The sequence below is a fragment of the Lysinibacillus cavernae genome (genome assembly GCF_009724685.1).
GTDB classification, from domain to species: domain Bacteria; phylum Bacillota; class Bacilli; order Bacillales_A; family Planococcaceae; genus Lysinibacillus; species Lysinibacillus cavernae.
On sequence record NZ_WMEF01000001.1, the window covers coordinates 866,056 to 886,941 of the forward strand.

At 36.1% G+C, this 20,886-nt stretch carries 17 protein-coding genes; 11 read left to right on the plus strand and 6 right to left on the minus strand.

Annotated features, from left to right (window positions below):
- Nucleotides 1-107 precede the first annotated feature (107 nt).
- Both GJU32_RS04200 and GJU32_RS04205 read left to right on the plus strand, forming a co-directional pair.
- Nucleotides 108-1,613, plus strand: a complete 1,506-nt coding sequence (locus tag GJU32_RS04200) for an NCS1 family transporter (protein ID WP_155590665.1) — start codon at nt 108-110, stop codon at nt 1,611-1,613.
- 45 nt (nt 1,614-1,658) lie between these two features.
- The gene (locus tag GJU32_RS04205; RefSeq protein WP_155590666.1) at nt 1,659-1,868 is read left to right on the plus strand and encodes a hypothetical protein; all 210 of its coding nucleotides are present in this window, start codon (nt 1,659-1,661) and stop codon (nt 1,866-1,868) included.
- Between the two features lie 95 nt (nt 1,869-1,963).
- Here the strand turns inward: GJU32_RS04205 and GJU32_RS04210 are convergent, their stop codons facing one another.
- Nucleotides 1,964-3,355, minus strand: a complete 1,392-nt coding sequence (locus GJU32_RS04210) for a branched-chain amino acid transporter BcaP (protein WP_155590667.1) — start codon at nt 3,353-3,355, stop codon at nt 1,964-1,966.
- Nucleotides 3,356-3,592: 237 nt separating this feature from the next.
- On the opposite strand from GJU32_RS04210, the gene GJU32_RS04215 reads away from it, so the two are divergent.
- The 4 genes from GJU32_RS04215 to GJU32_RS04230 all read left to right on the plus strand — a co-directional run bounded on the left by GJU32_RS04215 (nt 3,593) and on the right by GJU32_RS04230 (nt 8,719).
- Nucleotides 3,593-4,966: an amino acid permease gene (locus tag GJU32_RS04215; protein WP_155590668.1), complete on the plus strand. Its 1,374-nt coding sequence runs from the start codon at nt 3,593-3,595 to the stop codon at nt 4,964-4,966.
- Between the two features lie 141 nt (nt 4,967-5,107).
- The gene (locus GJU32_RS04220; protein ID WP_155590669.1) at nt 5,108-6,502 is read left to right on the plus strand and encodes a spore germination protein; all 1,395 of its coding nucleotides are present in this window, start codon (nt 5,108-5,110) and stop codon (nt 6,500-6,502) included.
- A 22-nt stretch (nt 6,503-6,524) separates the two neighbouring features.
- Nucleotides 6,525-7,610 (plus strand): GerAB/ArcD/ProY family transporter, encoded by a 1,086-nt coding sequence (locus GJU32_RS04225; RefSeq protein ID WP_155590670.1) that lies wholly within the window; start codon nt 6,525-6,527, stop codon nt 7,608-7,610.
- On the plus strand, nt 7,607-8,719 hold the full coding sequence (locus tag GJU32_RS04230) for a Ger(x)C family spore germination protein (protein ID WP_155590671.1): 1,113 nt from the start codon (nt 7,607-7,609) through the stop codon (nt 8,717-8,719). The genes GJU32_RS04225 and GJU32_RS04230 overlap by 4 nt, the downstream gene beginning before the upstream one ends.
- A 53-nt stretch (nt 8,720-8,772) precedes the next feature.
- Here the strand turns inward: GJU32_RS04230 and pgeF are convergent, their stop codons facing one another.
- The gene (pgeF, locus tag GJU32_RS04235; protein WP_155590672.1) at nt 8,773-9,537 is read right to left on the minus strand and encodes a peptidoglycan editing factor PgeF; all 765 of its coding nucleotides are present in this window, start codon (nt 9,535-9,537) and stop codon (nt 8,773-8,775) included.
- A gap of 182 nt (nt 9,538-9,719) precedes the next feature.
- On the opposite strand from pgeF, the gene GJU32_RS04240 reads away from it, so the two are divergent.
- Together GJU32_RS04240 and GJU32_RS04245 are read left to right on the plus strand one after the other, a co-directional pair.
- Nucleotides 9,720-10,325, plus strand: a complete 606-nt coding sequence (locus GJU32_RS04240) for a transmembrane-type terpene cyclase (protein ID WP_476638806.1) — start codon at nt 9,720-9,722, stop codon at nt 10,323-10,325.
- 231 nt (nt 10,326-10,556) lie between these two features.
- Nucleotides 10,557-11,165 (plus strand): CAP domain-containing protein, encoded by a 609-nt coding sequence (locus GJU32_RS04245; protein WP_155590674.1) that lies wholly within the window; start codon nt 10,557-10,559, stop codon nt 11,163-11,165.
- Nucleotides 11,166-11,536: 371 nt separating this feature from the next.
- On the opposite strand, the gene GJU32_RS04250 is transcribed toward GJU32_RS04245, so the two are convergent.
- Entirely contained in the window at nt 11,537-14,032 is a 2,496-nt protein-coding gene (locus GJU32_RS04250; RefSeq protein ID WP_155590675.1) for a winged helix-turn-helix domain-containing protein, read from the minus strand.
- A 546-nt stretch (nt 14,033-14,578) separates the two neighbouring features.
- Between GJU32_RS04250 and GJU32_RS04255 the strand changes: the two genes are divergently transcribed.
- Together GJU32_RS04255 and GJU32_RS04260 are read left to right on the plus strand one after the other, a co-directional pair.
- A complete protein-coding gene (locus GJU32_RS04255) occupies nt 14,579-15,559 on the plus strand; it encodes a VanW family protein (RefSeq protein WP_155590676.1) in 981 nt (326 codons plus the stop codon).
- A gap of 100 nt (nt 15,560-15,659) precedes the next feature.
- Entirely contained in the window at nt 15,660-16,484 is an 825-nt protein-coding gene (locus GJU32_RS04260) for a methyl-accepting chemotaxis protein (RefSeq protein WP_155590677.1), read from the plus strand.
- A 50-nt stretch (nt 16,485-16,534) separates the two neighbouring features.
- Here the strand turns inward: GJU32_RS04260 and GJU32_RS04265 are convergent, their stop codons facing one another.
- The 3 genes from GJU32_RS04265 to GJU32_RS04275 all read right to left on the minus strand — a co-directional run bounded on the left by GJU32_RS04265 (nt 16,535) and on the right by GJU32_RS04275 (nt 19,113).
- Nucleotides 16,535-17,155, minus strand: coding sequence for an HAD-IA family hydrolase (locus GJU32_RS04265; protein ID WP_155590678.1), 621 nt, complete (start codon nt 17,153-17,155; stop codon nt 16,535-16,537).
- Between the two features lie 511 nt (nt 17,156-17,666).
- Nucleotides 17,667-18,521: an NmrA family NAD(P)-binding protein gene (locus tag GJU32_RS04270; RefSeq protein WP_155590679.1), complete on the minus strand. Its 855-nt coding sequence runs from the start codon at nt 18,519-18,521 to the stop codon at nt 17,667-17,669.
- A gap of 22 nt (nt 18,522-18,543) precedes the next feature.
- Nucleotides 18,544-19,113, minus strand: a complete 570-nt coding sequence (locus GJU32_RS04275) for a TetR/AcrR family transcriptional regulator (RefSeq protein WP_155590680.1) — start codon at nt 19,111-19,113, stop codon at nt 18,544-18,546.
- A gap of 625 nt (nt 19,114-19,738) precedes the next feature.
- On the opposite strand from GJU32_RS04275, the gene GJU32_RS04280 reads away from it, so the two are divergent.
- Nucleotides 19,739-20,479 (plus strand): class I SAM-dependent methyltransferase, encoded by a 741-nt coding sequence (locus GJU32_RS04280; protein ID WP_155590681.1) that lies wholly within the window; start codon nt 19,739-19,741, stop codon nt 20,477-20,479.
- Nucleotides 20,480-20,886 lie beyond the last annotated feature (407 nt).

A 20,886-nucleotide genomic window follows, 5' to 3' on the forward strand; every position in this document is an offset into this window, starting at 1 on the left:
AAAAGATGAATAAAATCGAAATTCCACCTTCCTTCAGCATTTTTGGTGATAGAAGGCATATCTTCAAGTAAGTTGTCACGGAAATTAGAAAAAAGGAGAGAAAAATTATGGAACGTGAAGGGAATTATTTAAAATCCCCAGATTTACTTCCAGTGACACATCAACAAAGAAATATTGGAACATTTGGTTTTGCGGTGATTTGGATAGGCATGGCGATTGTATTAGCGGCTTTTGCCATTGGTGGTTCGGCCATTATGAACTTATCACTGCCAATGGTGATTGTTGCAACATTGGTAGGTTCCTGTTTAATCGGTGTCTTTATGACGTTAATTGGTGATATAGGTATTGAGCACGGATTGTCTTTCCCTGTCTATATGCGTGCACCCTTCGGCACATTTGGAACCCATATACCTTCCCTTGTTCGAGGCGTTACAGCTGCATGTTGGTTTGGTCTTAATACGTATTTCGGTGCGTTAGCGATTAATGGTATTTTAAATTTATTGTTCGATTTTGATAATTGGTTTATTTGTTTTCTTGTGTTTGCAGCACTTCAACTCTTTAATACATCACTTGGTATTAAATCCATTGAACGCTTTGCTGATTTAGCAGCACCTATCATTATTCTAATTTCTTGCTGGATGTATTACACATTGGCAGATAATGCAACATCTCAAGGTAAAAATATTTGGACGTGGGTAGAAACACCAACAACAGGCTTTGCCGCATTTACCGCATTCATGGTAGTTGTTATGGCAAATATGGGCTTTTGGGCAACACTGGCAGCCGATATGCCATCCTTGTCACGATTCTTTAAAGCACCGAAAAATGAGCGTAACTGGTTCAAGCGTAATAAAACACAGCTTGTTGGCTCATTGATTGTCATGCCAATTACGAACACATTCATTGTAACAATTGGGGCTGTTTGTTATATGGCAGTTGCATCGGCTGATCCTATCAACGCCTTACAGCAAAGTGCAAGCGGCTTTATTTTAGGAATTTTATTGTTAATGATTGTGTTAGCACAATGGTCAACAAATACCTCTGCGAATGTTGTACCAGCAGCTACCATTTTCTCGAATATTGGTGGACCGAAAGTACCTTTTTGGGTAGGCGTTGTCATTGCGGGCATCATTGGGATTCTTGCACAGCCATGGAGTTTATTTGATGTGATGGTCAATGTCCTATTAATTATTGGTGGTATTCTAACAGCGATTGTAGGTATTTTATTTGCTGATTATTACTTACTCCGCAAGCGTCGTGTACACGTCAAAGAGCTTTATGAATTAGACGGACAATTTAAGTACTATAAGGGCTTTAATATGGCTGGCTTAATTGCCTGGGTGATCGGGGGCGCAATTGCGAATACTTTTCCAACCTATTCTTCTTTAATAGGGTTCTTTGTAGGAGCGATTGTGTATTATATATTAGCGAAGTATTGGTGGTTTAAAAAGTATCCACAAGCTGAGCTGGAAGATCCAAGTGATGCCAAATACTTAGGCATTACGGTAGGGCATAATTTAGATGAAATATTTGGTCAACCAACACCCGTCCCTGATGAAGAAGAACTTGTGGAGCAACCAGATCCTCTGTTAGAAATGAAGGGTGCCGAATAAGCAAGACAACATCAAGACATTTTCAAATGAAGGTGAGGTGATGGCATGTCTGAATTCCAACAAAGCACAGAGGAAATCCAAAAAGTAGATCATTATTTGGATAGTGGCTTTAAAATCAAATATGTCTACGAAAATTTAAGCGGAATGTTTGTGGAATTTGCTCGGCAAGAAGAAGTGACATTATTGCAGCTTCTAACAGCAGATGCACGAAAATACTTCTCTGCGAAATTGCAAGAACAAACTTTATTACAATAACTAAGAAAACTCTATTCCAATCGTTGCATGCGATGATGGAATAGAGTTTTTTAATTTAAGCTAGTGGTATCTCTACCGATGGATGGGCCATTTCATTATTTATTATTCATCACACTATGTTTTTGCCCATAGACTGCATAAATAATGCTACCGATTATAAACCAAATACCACATGCAATCCAAGTATGAACAGAAAGCTGCAAAATTAAAAATAGACACATGAAGAATGATACAATTGGAAATACAGGGAAAAATGGTACTTTAAAGCCACCAGATGGAATGTTTTTATTTTTACGCAAATAGACAACACCGATTGAAACAATAGTAAATGCCACTAAAGTACCCATATTTACTAACTCTGCAAGTTTTGAAAGTGGCACAAAGCCAGCACAAAAGGCAACTAATAGTGCAAACACCCATGTGTTTTTCACTGGCGTTTTAAACTTGGGACTTAGTTCAGCCATACTTTTTGGCAGTAGTCCATCACGCCCTAATGCATAAAGTAAACGAGTCCCCCCATAGGACATGACTAAAATAACTGTCATCATTCCTACAACAGCCCCAAGAGAGATAATCCCCGCAATCCAGTCTTGATGGACGAGCTGCATAACATAGCTAACAGGATCACTAACATTTAAATCATGATATGAAACAATACCCGTTAACACGAGTGATACAGCAACATAAAGCACAGTACAAATGAGTAAAGAACCGATAATACCAATAGGCATATTGCGTTGTGGATTTTTTACTTCCTCTGCAGCTGAGGAAACAGCATCAAATCCTAAATAAGCAAAAAACACAAGTGCCGCACCACTTAAGACGCCGCTAACCCCAAAAGGTAGGAAGGGTTCCCAGTTACTAGGCTCTACATAAAATACGCCTACTCCAATGAATAATAAGATCACAGCAACCTTTAAGAAAACCATCACCGAATTTAATCTTGTTGATTCCTTAATACCTAAAGTTAATAGAAATGCTGTAGCAAAAATAATAAAGATTGCCGGTAAATTGATATATGTTCCGGAAGCAGGATTAAATGCCCCAGAAATAGCTGCTGGTAGAACAATATGAAACCCAGCAAGTAGTGCATTTAAGTAAGATGACCAACCTGTAGCAACGGCGGCAACGGCTAGACCATATTCCAAGAGCAATGCCCATCCTACTAACCATGCGATAAGCTCTCCAAAGACAACATAACCATACGTATAGGCACTCCCTGTTACGGGAACGCTTGAAGCGAATTCAGAATAGCACATACCTGCGAAAGCACATACAAGTGCTGCAATAATAAAAGAAAAAACAATCCCTGGTCCTGCATGGGTTGCGGCAACTGTTCCAGGTAAGATGAAAATGCCTGTGCCGACAATGGCACCGATGCCTAATAAGATAAGATCGAAGGCACCTAAAGTTTTCTTTAGTTGAATAGTCCCGCTATTTTGCAATAAATCCTCTATTTTCTTTCTTCTTAATAATAATTTACTCACAAATAAACCTCATTTTCTTAGAAATATGTAAAAATATTATACTTTTTTGATTATTAGGTCAATTGTTTTTGCGAAATAAAGTGTAATGAGTTGAATAGGAAAAAATTTGCTAAAACTATCAAAATATCATTATTTTGTGTTTTTCCTAAAAATACATTTGTTTTTTTTTGAAAAATTGATTATTATTTTAAAGTAAATTCAACGTAGAGAGAACACAAGGAAAAGGGGCGTTATGGAGTGGCCAATAAGGAATTAAATCGAGGGTTAGAAGCACGTCATATTCAAATGATTGCACTTGGCGGTACGATTGGTGTAGGTTTATTTATGGGTTCTGCAAGTGCTATCCAATGGACGGGACCTTCTGTACTCCTTGCCTATGGAATCGCAGGTATTTTTATTTTTTTCATTATGAGAGCAATGGGTGAGATGCTTTACATGGAGCCAAGTACAGGCTCTTTTGCAACGTTTGGCTATAAGTATATTCATCCTTTAGCTGGTTATTTAACCGCGTGGAGTAACTGGTTCCAATGGGTAATTGTTGGGATGTCGGAAATTATAGCAGTGGGTACGTATATGCAGTATTGGTATCCAGGGTTACCAGCTTGGATACCTGGTCTTATTGCAATGGTGATATTAGGCGTGGCGAACTTCATCTCTGTTAAATCATTTGGTGAATTTGAATTTTGGTTTGCCATGATAAAAATCGTCACGATTATTTTAATGATTGTTGCAGGAATTGGGCTAATTTTCTTTGGCTTTGGCAATGATGGCATCGCGATTGGCTTATCCAATCTGTGGAGTCATGGTGGGTTCTTTACTGGTGGCTGGACAGGCTTCTTCTTTGCCTTATCTTTAGTAGTTGCTGCTTATCAAGGAGTAGAGCTCATTGGGATTACGGCAGGGGAAGCAAAAAATCCACAACAAACGATTACAAATGCCATTCAAAGTATTATTTGGCGTATTTTGATTTTCTATATCGGTGCAATTTTTGTAATTGTTACAGTTTATCCTTGGGACGAACTCGGTACAATTGGTAGTCCATTTGTTGCGACATTTGCCAAAGTGGGTATTACAGCTGCCGCAGGAATTATTAATTTTGTTGTGATTACAGCGGCTATGTCAGGTTGTAACAGTGGGATTTATAGTGCTGGACGTATGTTATATACACTTGCCATGAATGGGCAAGCACCAAAATTTTTCGCCAAGCTTTCTAGTAATGGCGTACCAATATTTGGGACAGTAGGCGTGATAGTTGGTTTAGTTATTGGGGTCATCTTAAGCTATATTGCACCTGAAAATTTATTTGTCTATGTGTATAGTGCGAGTGTTTTACCTGGGATGATTCCGTGGTTCATCATTCTAATTAGTCAAATTCAATTTAGGAAAGTGAAAGGAGCGCAACTGGCTAAACACCCTTTCAAAATGCCTTTAACCCCTTTAACCAATTATTTAACAATTATCTTTTTAATTATGGTGCTAGTCGGTATGTGGATTAATGATGATACACGTGTTTCGTTAATTGTTGGCATCATCTTTTTAGCACTCGTAACGATTAGCTATTATGCTTTTGGTATTGGCAAAAACCGCTACAGTAAGGATTCTATAGAATAGTATGTAAGGATGCATCTCAACTAGGGATGTATCCTTTTTTTGTTAGCACAATTTTTACATAAATAAACTGAAAAAAGCCAAACTACTAAAAAAATGAATGATAAGAACAGGTAACCATCGGAATTAAAGGGGGTGAACGGAATGAACAAGATACCGGAACAAATTGTAGCTAAAATTAAGCAGGAAATAGACAAAGTAGATGATGTAAAACTGAAAATGGTGGCTACAGAAGAAGGGGATGTAACGGTCATTTATTTCTCTTCACTCATTGAAAAAATGACCTTACAAACTATGGTGACAATTCCGTTGGCCAATAATTTGAAACAAATTCATCAAATGGCGCAATATGTGGACCCAAAGGATATTCAAGGTGTTGTTAAAAAACTGAATGCTGGACAGACCCTTCTTTTTTTCCACGAAGTGAATGCACTTTTAAGTGTGGATACGTACAGTGCACCTACAAGGGCTATTACAGATACCGAAACAGAGTCTACGGTAATCGGTCCGCAGGATGCATTTACAGAATCATTAGAAACGAATATTTCTTTAGTGAGAAGACGTATTCAAAGTTCCATGTTAAAAAATGAAAACCATATTGTTGGGTCCGAAACCAATATAAAAATATCGATTATGTATATGGAAAATATTGTGAGTCACAGTAATTTGGATGATCTAAGAAATCGTATTGATCAAGTGGATTATCCATTATTTACGGATATTTCAGTGTTAAAGCAATTAATTGAGGATAATCCATTATCACCTTTTCCGCAATATTACATGACAGTTCGACCGGATAGTATTTGTCGCTATCTTCTTGATGGTAGGATTGTCATTTTTATGGATAATAGTCAATTAGCCATTGTTTGTCCTACATCTTTTTTTGAAATGTTCGTTTCGATTGAAGATTATTACAACCGTTGGACAACGGCATCGTTATTAAGGATGCTGCGCTTTTTTGGTTTTTTCTTAACCATCATGATTACACCCATGTATATATCAGCGTTAACGTTTCATCCAGAAATTTTGCCATATGAATTATTATTAAATCTTCAAGAATCGAGAAGTAAGGTGCCATTTCCACCTCTGATTGAAGTGTTATTTATTGAACTTATTATCGAGGTTTTACGAGAGGCAGGCTCCCGAATGCCAGCAAAAGTCGGTCAAACCATTGGTATCGTAGGAGGTATCGTTATTGGTACCGCAGCCGTAGAAGCTGGGTTACTCAGTAATATTCTCATTGTATTAGTCGCAACATCTGCCTTATTATCTTTCCTACCACCGATCTTTTTAATGAGTAATACGAGCCGATTTATTCGTTATATTTTTATTTTATCCGCAGGGCTCTTTGGCTTGTTTGGTCAGATGCTTGCCTTTGCCTGGTTAATTCATCATTTATTAAGTTTAAAATCTTTAGGAACACATTATATGACACCAGCCATTCCAAGAAAGCCAACTGACTTATTGGATAATGTCATTCGATTTCCAACCAAATATTTAAAAAACAAATCAGGTATTTCAAAAGCGCAGAAAAAATAGAAACTGAATGAGGTGGTCTACTTTGAGTACAACGAATGGAAAGGTGTTAAATCGCTATCATGTCATTTTCTTAGCACAAAGCATTATGGTTGGTACCGGCATCCTTTCACTACCTCAAAAATTAAGTTCTATGGGTTATGCACAAACATTTATGCCCCTTCTATTTGGCTTGCTTGCCACACTAACTGCATTTGCCATGGTATGGCTTTGTTCTAAGTTTCCCAACGATGATCTATTTCGGATGAATGAAAAACTGTTGGGGAAATGGGTAGGGAGATTAATCAACTTTCTCATCATTATCCAATTTATCGTTTTTAGTGCAGGGATTATTAGTAATTATATGCACTTAATTCAAAGTACAGCTTTGCAGGAACAAACAATCACATTGCCTGTACTTTGCTTTTTGCTCTTACTTATTTACATAGTAAGTGGTGGCATTAAATCAATTGCAAGATTTTCCGTGATGACATTTTTTATTACGATTTGGATAATCTATTTTACGCGTTGGGCGATTGAAAAAGGCGATCCGAGTCATTTTTTTCCTCTATTCAACTTTACAAGTAAGGAGTTTTTCGAAGCGATAAAGCAAGGTTATTTTTCTATTCTTGGTTACGAATTGATTTTATTTTATTTTCCTTTTATCATCGATCAAAAAAAAGCATTTCGTCATTCTTTAATTGGCATTTGGATTAGTATATTTTTATGCTTTATTACAACAGCCATAAGTGTAATGTATTATTCAGAGTGGCAATTAAAGAGAGTAGAATTTTCAGTATTAAATTTATTTAAAGCAGGAGAATTTACCTTTATTGAGCGAATCGATATTATTGGCATTACACTTTGGGTTTTTCTAATCTTATCTTCGGTCACGGCTTATGTTTGGTGTGCGAAACGAGGTGTAGATACCTTGTTTACAAAAAAGAAGAAGCAAAATTATCCATTGTATGTCATCACCATCATCATATTTGTGATAATAAGAATGCCTTTTTCTCGTGAATTTCAAGAAAAATTATTTTTGGCAAGTAACTATGTTGGCTATCTAATTGTCATTTGGCCAGTGTTTTTAATTATCATTTATACCCTTCGAAAAAAGCAGGTGCAGGTATGAGAAAAAAACGTCTATGCATCATTTCTTTTTTTGTTTTAGTTTTACTTGTAGGTTGTTCTAGGAAAGAGTTAAAAGTTCCTTTAGAGGATGTTGGGATGGTAGATTCGATGGCTTTTGACTATATTGATGAAAATCAAATGAAGCTAACTGTAGCAATTCCCCAATATTCTCCTGAAGCAAAGAAAAACACACAAATTTTCTCTATTACAACAGATCTAGTGTCGAGTGGGATAGTAGAAATAGAAAAACAATCAGATAAAAAAATTGTATTCAATCAATTACGTGTCGTCTTAGTAAACGAGGATTTTGCGAGAAAAGGGGATATAAGGAAAATCATCCAACATTTATATCGCAATGCTGAAGTGGGGAATAAAGTGTTGATTGCCGTGGTGAAGGATAATGCGGAAGCTATATTAAAAGCAGATTATCCAGATAAACCAAGTATTAATTTTTATTTAAATAATCTTTTAGAGCCTAGTATTAATACCGCCTTTAATCCTAATACAAATATTCATGATTTTATGTATACGATAACGAATCCAGTGTTTGATACTGTATTACCTTTTATTGAAAAGCGAGGTGAAAAATTAGAGGTTAACGGTGTTGCGGTTTTCAAAGGGAATCGTATGCATGAATTAATTAAACCTGAAGAAGCGCTTGTTATTCAAGCTTTAAGTGGACGAAAAAATCTTGCTCCTTTGCATCTAGATTTAAACGCAGGGCATGGAGAAGAGAAACTAATGATTGATTTGATTGAGAGCACTGTGAAAAAGGTGAGTAATAAAAACATAGAATCACCAAAATTAACAATTTTCTTAAAGATCAAGGGTACATTGAGTGAATATAAGGGGGAGAGAGAATCTCAATTAATTACTACTGAAAGTATTAGTGAATTGGAAAAAGATGTAAATAAACAACTTGAAAAAAATATTGGGGAATTTTTAGAGCGATTAAATAATATGGAGGTAGATCCAGCTGGATTAAGTGAAGAATTTAGAATGTATTATTATGGTGAATGGACAACTGAAAAAACGAGAGACCTTATAAGGAAATTAGATATTAAACTACATGTAGAAACATCCATTATTAGTACAGGTACATTAAAATAAGAGAGAAGGCCAATTCATTGAGTATTTTTTACTTTTAGAATTGGCCTTTGCCGTTAATGCTCTTTTCGCATAATAAAACTTAAATGTCTACCCGCTTTTTTGTCTTGACGGTAGGAAAAGCCATCGGGACTAAGGAATGTGCAAGTCTCATCGATTTGAATTTGCTCAGCTGGAATACCAGCAAGCTCGCATTGTTTTTTGACGGTTTGTTGATTATCAATATGATATTTATTGGTTTCTGCTTGATAGTACATAAATTCCTCTGCGTAGCCGAGGCTATGGAATTTTTCATAGACGTCTGCGTCCACCTCAAATTTTTGCTGACTCAGAGCCATACCAATTTGAACATGAAAATCCTCTGGGCGACATTGTTCTTCGTCCAATAGATGCTGGAACAATTTAAGAGTTATTTCTTTGACAGTCCCTTGCCATCCTGAATGAATGACACCAATTAAACCATTCACAGTATTATAAAAAATAACAGGGACGCAATCAGCCGTAAAACTACATAATACTAAATTGGGCTCTACTGTATAAAGAGCGTCGGTATTTTTAACCGCCGTATCCATATGCTCAGCTCCACGTCCTTTGTCGGCTAATATGACTTTATGGAAGTTCGCACTATGTGTTTGCTCGGTACAAATAAAATTTTGTAAGTCACAGTTCAATGTAGCGGCTAAATGCTGACGATTGTCAATGACAGCTTGAACATTGTCACAAGTATGCAAGGCCATATTATTTTGCTCTAGTTCCATCTCATCTTTTAAGGTAGTCCCAGCGATAAATTGTTCATTATCTACACAAATTTTTGTTTTCATTCAATCACCTCGTTTTACTATATAGGATTGCTTCTTGAATGTATAGGTTGCATTCAAAAGCTATTTAGCTACTCCTTTACCCTACTATTCCACTTTTAGACATAATGAATAGATTTCTTCACATATAGTATGAGGAATCTTATATAGGGGAGAGAGTAACGCTGAATCAACTAAACCTATTATTGGTTTGCCAATTGGGCATGGGTCTTTTTTGGATCATTACATATATACTCGTTATTTATAAAGGATGGCGAGATAAAACATATGGCATGCCCATGGTTGCGATTTGTGCCAATATTTCATGGGAGTTTATTTTTGCTTTTTTCTACCCGCAAAATGATCTCCAACGATTCATTACGCTTATTTGGCTCGTATTGGACATCTTTATATTGATGCAATTTTTACGCTATGCCCCAAAAGAATATCGAAAAATCCTTTCAAAAAAATTATTGTATTTCTCCTTTCTAGTAACGTTAATGTTCAGCATGTTGATGATTTTAGGCATAGTCTATGAGTTTCAGGATTTCGAAGGGAAGTACGCAGCTTTTTTCCAAAATCTCATGATGTCAGGGTTATTTATCGCTTTATTGTTGCAGAGAGGGAATTTAGCTGGTCAGTCAATGGGGATTGCCGTCTGTAAGATGGTTGGTACTTTGTTTGCTGCAATTGGCTTTTATCTCTATTTCCGCACACCACTGATTACTATTATTTCGGTGGCAACGCTCTTTTATGATGGGCTCTATATTCTATTAATTTATCGATTACAGCGAAAAAAAATGGCAAAATAGGTTATGTTGAGCAAGTTTTTAGTAATGAATCTATTAGTAATGTATGCCAATTACAAATAGATTGCAACTTTATGACAAAGCAAATGATGAAGAAAGGCGTTATAAAGGGAATCGTCACTTCATATTGTTCGCATGTAATACAATTGTAAAAATCCTTCCATATATTTTGTGATGATTATGGCTCTAAAACTATTTACGATAATGGTAGAGCAAACAGGAAGGATGATTGACATGTTTAAAAAAATAAAAAAAGCAGCACTTACTTCAGTAATAGCAGTTTCATTATTAGTACCAGTAGCGGCAATGGCAGCCGAATCCTATACAGTGACATCTGGTGACACTCTTTGGAAAATAGCATTGAAAACAGAAACAGGTGTACAAGAATTAATTGATGCCAACCCACAGCTTGCAAACCCAAATCAAATTAATCCTGGACAAAAAATTAATGTCCCAGTAAAAGAACAGGCAAGTGTTGAACAAGAGGTTGTGAAACTAGTTAATGCGGAACGTGCTAAAGCAGGTCTTCCAGCATTACAAGAAGATTGGGAGCTATCAAGAGTAGCCAAATACAAGTCTCAAGATATGCATGATAAAAATTACTTTGATCACACAAGTCCAACGTATGGTACACCTTTTACAATGTTGAAAAACTTCGGCATTTCGTATAAATCAGCTGGTGAAAACATTGCAAAAGGACAACGTTCAGCACAAGAAGTTGTTACGGCTTGGATGAACAGTGAAGGACACCGAGCAAATATCTTAAATAAAAGCTACACACATATTGGTGTAGGGTATGTGCAGGAAGGCAATTACTGGACACAAATGTTTATTCAAAAATAACAGTATAGAACTGCTCCAAATTCAGTTGTAACTGAAGGTATAGAGAGATGTTGGTATTTCTCTACCGAGCTTTAAGAGCATCTACTAGCTAAATTCATAGCTAGTAGATGCTCTTTTTAATGTATTAATTTTCAAATGTTAATTGACCAAATATTAACATTCTTCAGTATTTTCTTGTTTTTTAGCCAATTACAATGGAATTGAGTGTATGGATTTAAACAAACATTAGCACGCATAAAGTTGTCTACTAGAACTAATGTGCATTTAGTTAGGTAAGATGTTAATTTTTCAAAGCAGTAGGTAGCCTGCCAAGAAAGTTAGGTGCTATACTAGTTGCCTTTTGTTTAAAGTTTGAGAGCAGCTTAACGCCATTACTGCTGATTCTTAAGAGTAATAGCCTTAGCGCGTGAATTAACACCGAGCTTACTATATATAGTAGATAGATATACTCGAACGGTTCCTTCTGATAAATGCAACTGCTTGGCGATTTCACGATTTGTTACACCTTCTACTAGTAAATCATAAATTTCCTTTTCACGTTGTGTAAGTATTTCTGTAGATGTTACGTTAATTTTTGTTCCTTTTTGAAGATAGGTAAAATAATCAGTAGGTATCATATCCCACTTTTGACCAAGCTGTTCAAAATAACTATCTAACAGTGGTAATACGTCTTTTTCATCTAAAAATGTTCGAACATAATAAAATTTTACTCCAAGCTTAAACGCCTCATGTAAAATTTCTAAGGCAATTTCTTGGTTACCAAGCCGTTGATGACAAATCGCTTCAAGTACTGTAGCTTCAACAATAGTCGCAATTTGTTCTTCCTGCTGTGCTTTTGTTTTCACCTGAATGATTGTCGTTAGGGCTTCGTTCGGTAATTCCTTCACTAATAATAGACGGGCGTGTACCAATAGCCAAAATGGTTGTTTTGTTTTGGTAGCCTGTAAGATTAAATCTGCCTGTTGGATATCGCCATTAAGAATGTAACAATAGGCTTGCATAATTTGTACAGATGTTCGCCAATGTTTTTCAGATACATCCTCTAATAACTGTCCTAGCATGGCAAGAGCTGAACTAATTTGATTTTGCTGTACATAAATTTTTGCTTTAAGTAAATACATTGGAATAAATAAGCCAGAATCCTTTAATTGATGACCTAGCTTGATGGCTATTTCAAGTTCCTTTTGTGCCCATTCTAGTATATTCCGTTCATATAAAGATTCAGCAGCAACCCCATAGCTAAATGCTGTGACATTCGCTGATTGTAAAGATGTTTCTCTAAAAAGCTCACTAATCACAGCACCCTCTTCCAAAAGTTGAAGTTTTCCTTTTGATCCAATACTTGTGCGTAAAAGTTTATATTCAAAACTATTGTAGGGGATAGGAACATGATCCCAACGCGATGAAATAGTCCCTTTCGCAAGCTGCTTGCGCATAATTTCTTCAACTAATCGTAAATCTCCACCCGAAGCTACAAGTGCAAAAGCTTTTGCACTTTCATAAATATATGTCATAGCTGCATGTTCTTCTTGCTCCATCCAATGTTCTGTCAATTGTCGCACTTCAAGTTCTTGCATAAGTGAGGATGCTGTTTCAACTTCCATTGCTGAGATGGCAGTTAGGAAGCCTATGACAAGCATTTCATAAGAAGCACTGTACTGCGCTTGACGGAGTTGATGTAACCAACGCATAAATGTAGCGGTTTGTCCTGATAAATAGAGTTGAACAAGATGTTCAGTGATCCATGGGGCTGCTTGTTCATATTGTTCATGTTTGAGCGCTAGTTCAATAGCCGAGATATAATCCCCTTGATGATAAATAAATTGTGCTGTCTCAAGAACAAGAGCATGGATCTCTTGTATGGAATATTGTCTACTTAATTCCATTTGTAAAGCTTCAGCTAATAAATGATGGTATCGGAAAACGGGTTTGTTGGATTGCAGTCGAATTGTAAAAAGCCCTTTAGCTTCTAAATTTTCCAATAGCTCACGGCTATTCGTTTGCTTTGTCAATTGATCACAAATAGTAGGATCAAGCTCATGTAATAGGGATGTGCGCAGCAGAAATGCTTGTGTTTCGTGTGGGAGGTTATGAATAATTTCCTGCCATAGAAACTCCGAAATAAATGGCTGCGCTGATTCTTCTAATGACTCTATTTCATTTTCATTTGCCAAGCTCATTAACAATAAACCAGCAACCCAACCTTCTGTTTTGTCTAAAATGTTTTGTAATTGTTGGTGCGTTAAAGAGGCTGTATGTTTGAAAGAAAAAAATCGCTTTGCCTCCTGAAAAGTAAACCGTAAATGTCCAGGATGAAATTCATGTGCCCATTGTTTCACTCGCCACTTGGCTATAGGGAGGGGAGGGACTGAACGAGTGGATACATAAATGTGTACGTGACAAGGAAGATATTCTATGAATTGAGACATGAGCTGATGAATTATTGGATTGTCAATCAAATGATAATCATCTAGTACAATGTATATAGGCTGCTCTGTTGTGTTAATTTCTTCTAATAAAGAGTGGATAAAAAATTCAAGTGTTGCAGGGTCCTGTGTATTTAAGAGTGGTGCAAGCACTTGATCAATTTGATTTGAATAGGCCCTAGCAATGGCGTGTAATACATATGTCCAGAAACGAATAGGATCATTATCCGCAGTATCAAGTGATACCCATGCAATAGCTTCTTCTTTAATTTTAAGCCAACTACTAAGTATACTTGTCTTCCCATAACCCGCTGGTGCGCGTAAAATGGTCACTTTGACATGTATATGTTGGTCGAATAAATCGAATAATTGTGTTCGTTCTATCAGAGTAGGTGAATGGTGTGGTATCGTTATTTTAGAAGATAATAATGTGTGAGGCATCGTAACTTCCTCCTTTTATTCAGAAAAATTTGGCAATATACTTTTTATTGTACTAAACTATTACTATTTTTTCGTATGTTAATAGACCTATCATTGATATTTGTCAGTAGTATTTAGGCAGTATATTAGAAAATAGAACGTATATACATAGTAAATTAGCGATAAAGCACTAATTCAAACCGTGAAAGTTGGTCAGAGTGGAGCTTGTCTGAATAGCTGTTATTTTTTTCTTTAATTATTCTAACTAGAGCTACTCCATTTTTTTTAGGGCTTATTTATGAAGGAAGAAAAATCAAATGTTGATACATCTCGTCCTGACTATCCCAATAGCAATTCGAATAATGACGACAATAACGCTAATTGTGACGCTGATGGCGTTCAATTAGGACCAACCAGCTACTAAAGTAAACACTCTCTAATGTTTCACTCGACATTGGAGAGTGTTTTTCTGTATGAACAAATAAAATTGACCAAAAAACAACACACTATGAGCAATATACGAATAAGATGTCTCTGTAGTATGAAGATAGAGGTAGGTGTTCATGGTTGAAAAAGAAGTGGCTGGCTACATTTTGTGTGATTTGTATGATGGGGCTAGTAGGATGTCAGGAAAAAGCGGCCAATGACAAGAAACTAGAACAAGAAATTCGACAACCTGAGCTGCAAATCGAAGAATTACAGCAACCTGTTACTTATGAACAAGAGCAACTGATTGAGGTTGTTGATCCAACTACAAACAAGATTATCAAAATCATTTCTCCAAAGGAATTCGGCTTTGATACAGATAAGCAAGCTTATCAAAAGCATATGGAACAGTTAGCAAAGGAATTAGCGAGAGGAACAGACACAACAGATGGCTATGACCAGCGAATGGTGCTCGATCGATTGGGTAGAGAAGGAAAAGTAATTAAGGGAAGACCACAAATGATTTTAAAAGAAAGTGAATTAGTGGAGCGAATTCTAGAAGCTTCAGCGACTGGCGGTCAAGTAGAAATGCCTCTCTATATTACAGAAAGTGGCTATTATCTAGAGGATCTTCCTTTATTAGAGGATGTCGTTGTTGCATCATATACGACTTATTTCAATAGCACTGATAGCGGAAGAAATAAAAACATTGAGCTGTCTGCCATGGCGATTAATAACGTCATCGTAGGTAGTGGAGATTCCTTCTCTTTTAATACGATTGTAGGACCAAGAGACGAAGTGAATGGCTATCAGCCTGCACCCGAAATTATCAATAAGAAGGTTGTAATGGGTATCGGTGGTGGTATCTGTCAAACTTCCTCAACATTGTTTAATGCAGTAGATCAAATTCCAATTAAATATGTGGAGCGCCATCATCATTCATTAGACGTGGGGTATGTTCCAAAAGGAAGAGATGCTACGGTTTCGTACGGTGGTTTAGATTTTAGGTTTCAAAACACGAATGATGTGCCATTTTTAATAAAAGCTAGCTATGGGAAGGATTTTCTAACAATCGAAATACGGACGGCTGAAAAATATGTAGATATATTGACTAAACCATAATGTAGTGTAAAGACGCCGAGAACGTTGGTGTCTTTTTTTAAGTGACATGATATAGTTAAATTGAGCTATTTTAGTAAAGCTTTGGGGAAGGGGAAAGACAATGCATCCGAAACTACAGGCGGTAATTGAGTCGATTGATTTATACCAAGCAACTTATCCAGAGGATACTTGTGTCATCGTGGCAGATACAGAAAAAGTTCTCGCCTATAAACCAGGTAAACGTGTTGACTTAAAAGTAGGGGTTGGTGAAACTGTACATAAATATCGAGGAACTGCAACTGAAATCGCCTTGAGCTCAGGTCGATTTGTCAAAGAAGAACGTGGAGCCGAAGGGTTTGGCATGGCATACATCGCCTCTGCACAACCTATTTTTGATGGCGGCCATGTGATCGGTGTAGTAAGTGCCATTATTTCCAATGAAAAAATGGATAATATGCGCTTATTGGCAACCGAGCTTTCCAGTACTGTTGAAGAGATGACTGCCACAAATGAAGGCTTAGCCACTTCTAGTGCGGATGTTTCCAATCGTTTAGCGGAATTATCGAATTTCTCGGAATCCATGGCAGGGGATATTGAACAAATTAATGTGATTGTTAATATAGTAAAAGATCTAGCGATGAAATCAAAAATTCTTGGCTTGAATGCTTCCATTGAAGCTGCTCGGTCAGGTGAGCACGGGCGTGGCTTTGCTGTCGTTGCTTCAGAAATACAAAAAATGTCTCAAAGTAGTTCGGAAAGTGCTGAAAGTATTACAAAACAATTAGAAAATATTAAACAATCCATTGATCAAGTCAATGCGTCTGCAAATCAAATTGCTGCCTTTACACAACAATTTGCTACGAGTATGCATGAATTAACAGATGCCTATAAAGGCGTTAATAGCACAGCTGAAAAGCTACTGCATATTAGCGAGATCAAAGAATAACTCGAAATAAAAAGGATAATAGACATGTAGAATGCTATTATCCTTCTCCATTATGAAATAATTTCTAAAATTTCTTGAGGTGTAGCTACCTTGTATTCAGGTTCTTCATTTTGTACGACTTCTATTGCATCATAGCCCCATTCTACCCAAATAATAGGTACACCTGCCTTTTTACAGGCAACAATATCTCTTTGTTCATCCCCAATGTATAGCACCTCAGAGGAGTTGACGTTAGACTCCTTTAAAAACTTTTTCATGACTTTATCTTTGCTGAAAATACGGTTGGAGCAAAGAACATCGGCAACACAATGAATACCATTCATTTTTAGAAACTCTAAAATATTGTCCTTAGAATTAGAGGAAATAATTAAGATCTTATAGCCTCTCCTATCAATCTCCATCAGAACTTCTTTCATTCCATCAAAAAGATGAACATCATTTAACGATTGGCGATACAATTTATAAAATTGCGGTAAAATCATGGGCAATTTATACATCGGGAAGTCAAATAATTTACTGCGTTCTGAAATCGATAATTTTTTCAATGTATCAATTTCCTTCAATTCAATTCCTTTAAATTTATATTTCTGTGCTAATGTATTCCATGCTGATGCAAACACGGCGGTTGAATCTGCCAGTGTCCCATCAAAATCAAAGATTATATGCTTCATTGCAAACTTTCTCCTTTATCATCTAGTTGTATTGACGTTCTATGCTTAAAAATGTTACATGGAATGGGCGACCTATCGGGTCATGAAACAGCAACAACCATTTTGAACGTTACGTAAACATCTTATGGTAAATATTATCAGAAAATGCTGCGTTTGCAATGGAAATGATGTAACAAATGAGGGTGTCTCAAAAGTCATTTGAGACACCCTTTTCTGCGAAAAAGTGAAGCGGCATATTTAATTCTATTACTGTATTTTTTCAAAAAGAAAGAGTAGGACATTGATGATTGCCAGAGCGTATTGGATATATTTAAAAGCTTTCAAACTTAACAGAGGATGCCGCATTTAAATAGACGCAGAACAAATGAAATTTTAAGGCAATCGCTTTCGCCAAAAGTGCTTAGTTCATATGTGAAATACTCAACACGCCACGCTGACTAGCCTTCCGATTCAAATGGTTATTTTTTGTAATAATAAAGGTATAAATATTGGTTTGATATATTGAGATGAATTACTTAAAACAATCAATATGATTTTTTGCAAATTGTTCAAAGGATATTGGTTGTTTTCCAGTTAACTTTATAAAATCCGTTGTCACGGCTTTGGCTGTGCCCATACGGGTCATGAAATAGAGAGCCACTGTCACGTTGACATAGGCTTTGTCAAGACCTCGTTTCTTTATATAATAGCTTCTGTATTTTAAGTAGCTTGGTTTTACATAGGTTATCTTTCTCTCGGTTACGTTTGTCAGAATATCGGCTATTTGATAATAATCAAGTGCTTCTGGTCCAGTAATGGTATGAGCACTATTCTGATATTTCTCAGGATTGTGTAATAAGGTGGCTACAGAAAGACCAATATCTGCTGCATCAATAAAACTTGTCTTGCTTTTACCTGCTGGTACGAAAACTTGATTCATTTCCTTAATCTCAACCGAATGTACACCTGATAAATTTTGCATAAAGAACCCAGGTCGAACATGGGCATATGGAAGACCAATGGCTTCTATATACTTCTCAATTCTGTGGTGGGGTGGTATTGTATTTTTCTCTACGCCCATTAGCGATAAGAAAGATACTAATTGGATACCTCTTTGTTGCATTGCATCAATAAATGGGTATAAATCTTGTGGTTTACCTAGATGTGGTGGCCGCATCAAAAATACCCGGTTTACACCGTTAAGTGCTTCTTGAAAAGTGGAGGAATCAGTAAAATCTAGTAGCACTTTCTCAACCGTGTCTCCAAACAAATATTGAAGTTTCTCTAAATTCGTTCCTGAAGTCACGACTTGTTCATGCATCTTTAGTAGTTCAGCTGTTACATATCGCCCTACATTACCAGATGCGCCAGTTACTAATACTTTCATAAAATCCCTCCAAAGAATATTTTTATTGTTGTAAAAGCAATGGAATTTTTTCAGCTACTAGGTGTAACGGCTCTGCATTACCCATTGTAAATGAAATTAAAAATGCTCCCTCAATCATCAAATTGACGACAATTCCTAATTGACGTGCTTTTTCCTCCTCGAAATTTGCTTGCAGTAATTTTTGTTTGAATAGATCTTGGAATTCGTTATAAGCTTCTTGACATACCATTCTTAAGGAGTCACTAATTAACGACGTTTCTAAAGCAACAGCTGCAATCGGAACCCCTTCAAGCCTTAATGTTGTTTGAAAAAACTCAGCCAAATAATAAATTAAAGATTGTATGGCTTTTACAGCGTCCTTTTCTTTATCAAGACTTTCCTTAATAGAGTTACCTATAAAATGTGCTGTTAACTGAACAGACTCGACAGCTAATTGTTCTTTGCCTTCTGGAAAGTAATAGTACAATGAACCTTTAGGTGACTCGCTTTCTTCGATAATTTGCTGTACACCTGTGGCATGATAGCCCTGTAACTGAAATAGCCGTGAAGCTGTTTTTACTATTTGTTCCTTGGTTTTTCCTTTAGCACTCATTATTCAATCACCCCTAAATTATAACAACCGGTCAATATAAAAATAAATCTTAAGTTTAAACCTGTCAATACTATTTGCTTATGTCTAATTGCCCTAATTGATTTTGAATAACTCACCGGAAAGCTACTTAATCAAATAATCATGTTTTGTTTAGGACCATTTTGTAAGCCTGTTTTTTGTGTGTTGTGCTATTTCAAATTTGAAATATTCTTCTTATTCTTTTCCTCTATTATGGAAGAAGTAAACGGAATAAATTGTAGGATTAAAAAGGGTTTTAACAGCGACAGAACTAGCATCAACTTGCGTACTGACACTGTCGCTTATACAAACTATGACGATGAAGAAAAATTAAAGCAATTTTGATAGAACATACTTTACATATGAAGATAGTAGTGATTGTTTTGCACCTCACTCTTCAAACCCGAAAAAGAGTTGCCATAAAATCACGTTGCGAATATACTTGTGACTTTTTGTTCTAGCGATATCTCGGTAAGAAGTCATTGTTTTACTTTGGATTTCTGAAAAGTCTAGGATGATCTTCAACGTTCTGTTAGTAGTCCGATTAATCACTTTGCCCAACTTGATCAATTATTGAAAGAGATTTTTTAAAGGAGCTATATTACGGATGATACAAAATATAAATGATGATGGAAATTTCTTTTCTGCAAATGAGCAAATGTCCCGTTCAAAAAGAGGAGGGGAACCTGCGGAGGAGCAGCAGATATTAAAAGCATTAATACCAGAGTTAACGAACAAAAGTGTACTTGATTTAGGTTGTGGAGACGGTATGTATTGCCGATATGCTCGTGAGCAACAAGCGAGTTCTGTGATAGGTGTGGATACATCCGAAAAAATGCTTCAAAAAGCTCGTAAAAAAACAGATGATCCCTTCATTTCGTATAGTAACATGGCCATTGAAGATATCCATTTTTCTGCTTCTCAATTTGATGTGGTTATCAGTTCATTGACTTTTCACTATACGAAGTCGTTTCAAACAATCAGCAACAAAATCTATGATTATCTAAAGCCAGGTGGTACGTTTATTTTTTCAGTAGAACATCCAATTTTTACAGCTCGTAACGAACAAGATTGGTATTTCGATGACCAAGGGAATCGACTGTATTGGCCAACTGACAGCAATAGATCAAAAGGGGTATATGCAAATACCAAGAATGTTGTGAAATATCATCGAACGATTTTGACTTATATAAACGCTTTAATTGTGGCTGGTTTTAGTATAAAAACAGTCAAAGAACCTTTGCCTTCGGATGGAATATTAAAGAGTATTTCTAATATGAACGAGAGAAGCGGAAAACCAAGGTTTTTACTCATCTCAGCAGAAAAGAAAAATGGCTCTTTCTATTAAAAAAAGTTAGTTTATCGTTTCAAAACCTGTTTGTACATGTAAGAAGGATAGACTATATTGCAAAAAAATCGGGGTGTTGAATGATATCTTAAAGTTTGAGTAATCAGAAAGAAAAGAATAATAAACCGTTGTTATTGTACCGAACAAGGTCTTTTAGCTGAACCATAATGCGACATCTCCCAATTCAAAAAATTATACTTCATTGAACGATCATTCAACTTACTAACTTTGGTTAGTAGGTTTTTTGTATTTTTTTCATTGGGTGTAATCGATGTGTTTATTTATTTTCCGATTTCTTTAAATCATTTTGCTATTTCAAATTTGGAATATTTTTTTTAGCTATATCTCTATTATAAAGTGGTAAGCCAGAAAAAATGAGTTACCTAAAATTGATAGATTAAACACTA